This is a genomic window from Burkholderia sp. ZZQ-2, from assembly GCF_050768715.1.
Lineage (GTDB): Bacteria > Pseudomonadota > Gammaproteobacteria > Burkholderiales > Burkholderiaceae > Burkholderia > Burkholderia cepacia.
This window is the reverse complement of sequence record NZ_LDVA01000215.1, coordinates 1-4,243: the sequence shown is the minus strand read 5'-3', so window position 1 is coordinate 4,243 and position 4,243 is coordinate 1. Positions and strand designations below refer to the sequence as shown.

The 4,243-nt window shown below is 67.5% G+C and carries 4 protein-coding genes and 1 riboswitch; all 4 genes read left to right on the top strand.

Annotation, left to right across the window (positions count from 1 at the left end; all coding sequences use genetic code 11):
• Window positions 1-981 (top strand): flagellar biosynthesis protein FlhF (gene flhF, locus ABY44_RS14785; protein WP_431641363.1); only part of this gene is annotated, 981 nt, incomplete at its 5' end.
• On the top strand, window positions 974-1,792 hold the full coding sequence (locus ABY44_RS14780) for a flagellar biosynthesis protein FlhG (protein WP_027788634.1): 819 nt from the start codon (window positions 974-976) through the stop codon (window positions 1,790-1,792). The genes flhF and ABY44_RS14780, both read left to right, overlap by 8 nt.
• A 22-nt stretch (window positions 1,793-1,814) precedes the next feature.
• Window positions 1,815-2,549 (top strand): RNA polymerase sigma factor FliA, encoded by a 735-nt coding sequence (locus tag ABY44_RS14775; protein ID WP_006484033.1) that lies wholly within the window; start codon window positions 1,815-1,817, stop codon window positions 2,547-2,549.
• Window positions 2,550-2,648: 99 nt separating this feature from the next.
• A riboswitch (S-adenosyl-L-homocysteine riboswitch) is annotated at window positions 2,649-2,774 on the top strand.
• A 32-nt stretch (window positions 2,775-2,806) separates the two neighbouring features.
• A complete protein-coding gene (ahcY, locus tag ABY44_RS14770) occupies window positions 2,807-4,225 on the top strand; it encodes an adenosylhomocysteinase (RefSeq protein WP_060174991.1) in 1,419 nt (472 codons plus the stop codon).
• The last annotated feature ends 18 nt before the right edge of the window (window positions 4,226-4,243 follow it).

Here is a 4,243-nt window from a genome sequence, read left to right as displayed (position 1 = left end):
GATACGGTGATGCAGGAGCTCGGCGAGCTGCGCGGGATGATGGAAGAGCAGTTCGACAGCCTGATGTGGCACGACCGCCAGCGTCGCAGCGCCGTGCATGGCGCGCTGACGAAGCACCTGTTCTCGGCCGGTTTCTCCGCGCAACTCGTGCGGATGCTGGTCGACAACATGCCGTCCGGCGACGGCGCGCAGAGCTTCGAACAGGCGGCCGAATGGGCGCAGTCGGTGCTCGCGGCGAACCTGCCGGTGCTCGACAGCGAGGACGCGCTGATGGAGCGCGGCGGCGTGTTCGCGCTGATGGGGCCGACGGGCGTCGGCAAGACGACCACCACCGCGAAGCTGGCCGCGCGCTGCGTGATGCGCTTCGGCGCGAGCAAGGTCGCGCTGCTGACCACCGACAGCTACCGGATCGGCGGCCACGAACAACTGCGCATCTTCGGCAAGATCCTCGGCGTGCCCGTGCACGCGGTGAAGGATGCGGGCGATCTCGCGCTCGCGCTGTCCGAGCTGCGCAACAAGCACATCGTGCTGATCGACACGATCGGCATGAGCCAGCGCGACCGCGCGGTATCCGACCAGATCGCGATGCTGCACGGCGCGAACGCGCCGGTGCAGCGCCTGCTGCTGCTCAACGCGACGAGCCATGGCGACACGCTCAACGAAGTCGTGCAGGCGTACCGCAGCGCGGGCGAGCATCCGGACCTGGCCGGCTGCATCCTCACGAAGCTCGACGAGGCGACCCACCTCGGCGGCGTGCTCGACACGGTGATCCGCTACAAGCTGCCGATCCACTACGTGTCGACCGGCCAGAAGGTGCCGGAGAACCTGTACGTCGCATCGACCCGATTCCTGCTGAAGAGCGCGTTCTGTGTGCCGCGCGACGGCTCGCCCTTCGTGCCGCAAGACGAGGACATGCCGACGCTGCTTTCCGCACTGACCGCACGTTCCACCGCCGAGCTGCACGAGGTGCGATTTGGATAAACAAATCATCGACCAGGCCGAAGGGCTGCGGCGCCTGCTGGCCGGGCGCGCGTCGCGCATCGTCGCGGTGACGGGCGGGCCGGCGGGTGTCGGCTGCACGTCCACCGTCGTGAACCTCGCGGCGGCGCTCGCGTCGCTCGGCAAGGACGTGCTCGTCGTCGACGAGCGCGCCGACGTGCATTCGGCCAGCGCGACGCTCGCGGGCGCGTGGCTGCGTGACGGCGAACGCACGCGGGTCGCGGCCGGCTTCGGCCTGTGCGCCGCCGCGCGGCTCGCGCGCGCCGGCTACACCGACGCGCAGCTCAGCGATTTCATCGACGGGCCGGCCGACATCGTCCTCGTCGACGCGCAGCTCGGCGCCGACGGTTCGTTCTCGGCGCTCGCCCGCGAAGCGCACGACGTGCTGGTCGTGACTCGGGTCGCGGCGCAGGCGATCACCGAGGCATACGCGTGCATGAAGCGGCTGCATTTCGCGCATGCGTTCGCGCAGTTCCGCGTGCTGACCAATCACGTCGGCAGCCACGCGGACGCGAAGGTCGCGTTCGACAACCTCGCGGGCGTCGCGAGCCGCTACCTGACGGTGTCGATCGCCGACGCGGGCTGCGTGAGCGCCGATCCGCTCGTCGAGCATGCGCGCGAGCTGACGCGTGCCGCGGTCGACGCATTCCCGTCGTCGGCCGCCGCGCGCGACTACCGGCAGATTGCCGCCGACCTGCTGTACTGGCCGATGCGCCCGCGTTCGGGTGCGGGCCGCGCCGTGCACGCGGGCGGCAAGCCGTCGTATGAGGCGGGCGCGGCACACGCCGCGTGAGTGCCACCGGAAGGAGAGAGCCATGATGTACAACGCTCAAGGAAAGATGTCCCAGGCCGACGTGCTCGCGCAATATGCGCCGCTCGTGCGTCGCCTCGGGCTGCAGCTCGTCGCGAAGATGCCGGCGAGCGTCGACCTCGACGACCTGATCCAGGCCGGCATGATCGGCCTGATGGACGCGGCCGGCCGCTACAAGGAAGACCAGGGCGCGCAGTTCGAGACCTACGCGACGCAGCGCATCCGCGGCGCGATGCTCGACGAGCTGCGCAGCAACGACTGGCTGCCGCGCAGCCTGCGCAAGACGTCGCGCGAGGTCGAGCACGCGGTGCACCAGGTCGAGCAGCATCTCGGCCGCTCGGCGAGCGAGACCGAGATCGCGCAGCACCTGAACATGCCGCTCGACGAGTACCAGGGGATGCTGCAGGACCTGCACGGCAGCCAGCTGATCTACTACGAGGATTTCGACCGCGCGGCCGACGACGAGCCGTTCCTCGACCGCTACCGCGTCGACCACGCGGACCCGCTGTCGGCACTGCTCGACGAGCACCTGCGCGAAGCGCTCGTCGAGGCGATCGAGCGGCTGCCGGAGCGCGAGAAGCTGCTGATGTCGCTGTACTACGAACGGGGTCTGAATCTGCGCGAGATCGGCGCGGTGCTCGAAGTGAGCGAATCGCGCGTATGCCAGCTGCACAGCCAGGCCGTCGCGCGCCTGCGCGCGCGGCTGCGCGAACAGGCGTGGGTCGGCGCGGAATCCTGACCCTTTACCGTTCCTGACGGCCGCGCGCGTCGACGCCGCGCGTTCGGCATCTGCATCCGTGTGCGCATTCCGCGCGCCGATTTGCTACAATCCCCTCCGTTTTCCGAGGAGCGTTGCGACGGACCTCTGCGTCCGCCAGGCTCGGAAAGCTTCACCAAGCAGCCGTGCGGCGCGCGTATCGCGACCGTCGCACCGGCCCCGCTTCCTGAACGGCGCTCACGTCACCAATCTAGAAACTTTTTAGAAAGGAGGGCGTGATGAACGCCATTATCGATTCCAAGGCTTCCAACGATTTCGTCGTCGCCGACATGGCGCTGGCCGGCTGGGGCCGCAAGGAACTGAACATCGCCGAGACCGAAATGCCGGGCCTCGTGCAGATCCGCGACGAATACAAGGCGCAGCAGCCGCTGAAGGGCGCGCGCATCGCGGGTTCGCTGCACATGACGATCCAGACCGGCGTGCTGATCGAGACGCTGAAGGCGCTCGGCGCCGACGTCCGCTGGGCATCGTGCAACATCTTCTCGACGCAGGACCACGCGGCTGCCGCGATCGTCGAAGCCGGCACGCCGGTGTTCGCGTTCAAGGGCGAATCGCTCGACGAATACTGGGAGTTCTCGCACCGCATCTTCGAATGGCCGAACGGCGAATTCGCGAACATGATCCTGGACGACGGCGGCGACGCAACGCTGCTGCTGATCCTCGGCGCGAAGGCCGAGAAGGACCGTTCGGTGATCGCGAAGCCGACCAACGAGGAAGAAGTCGCGCTGTACAAGTCGATCGCGAAGCACCTCGACGCGGACCCGACCTGGTACTCGAAGCGCCTCGCGCACATCAAGGGCGTGACCGAGGAAACCACGACCGGCGTGCACCGCCTGTACCAGATGGAAAAGGACGGCCGCCTGCCGTTCCCGGCGTTCAACGTGAACGACTCGGTCACGAAGTCGAAGTTCGACAACCTGTACGGCTGCCGTGAATCGCTGGTCGACGGCATCAAGCGCGCGACCGACGTGATGATCGCGGGCAAGGTCGCGGTCGTCGCGGGCTACGGCGACGTGGGCAAGGGCTGCGCGCAGTCGCTGCGCGGCCTGGGCGCGACCGTGTGGGTCACCGAAATCGATCCGATCTGCGCGCTGCAGGCGGCGATGGAAGGCTACCGCGTCGTGACGATGGAATACGCGGCCGACAAGGCCGACATCTTCGTGACGGCCACCGGCAACTACCACGTGATCAACCACGATCACATGAAGGCGATGCGCCACAACGCGATCGTCTGCAACATCGGTCACTTCGACTCGGAAATCGACGTCGCGTCGACCCGCCAGTACCAGTGGGAAAACATCAAGCCGCAGGTCGACCACATCATCTTCCCGGACGGCAAGCGCGTGATCCTGCTGGCGGAAGGCCGCCTCGTGAACCTCGGCTGCGCGACCGGCCACCCGTCGTTCGTGATGTCGAACTCGTTCGCGAACCAGACGCTCGCGCAGATCGAGCTGTTCGTGCGTGGCAACGAGTACGAGAACAAGGTGTACGTGCTGCCGAAGCATCTCGATGAAAAGGTCGCCCGCCTGCACCTCGCGCGCATCGGCGCGAACCTGTCCGTGCTGTCCGACGAGCAGGCTTCGTACATCGGCGTGCAGAAGGACGGCCCGTTCAAGCCGAACCACTACCGCTACTGATCCGATGCGCCGCCGCCG

Excerpts from the sequence above, each read along its gene's own strand:
- ABY44_RS14775 (WP_006484033.1), top strand. The coding sequence starts at position 1,815 with ATGATGTACAACGCTCAAGGAAAGATGTCCCAGGCCGACGTGCTCGCG.
- ahcY (WP_060174991.1), top strand. The coding sequence starts at position 2,807 with ATGAACGCCATTATCGATTCCAAGGCTTCCAACGATTTCGTCGTCGCC.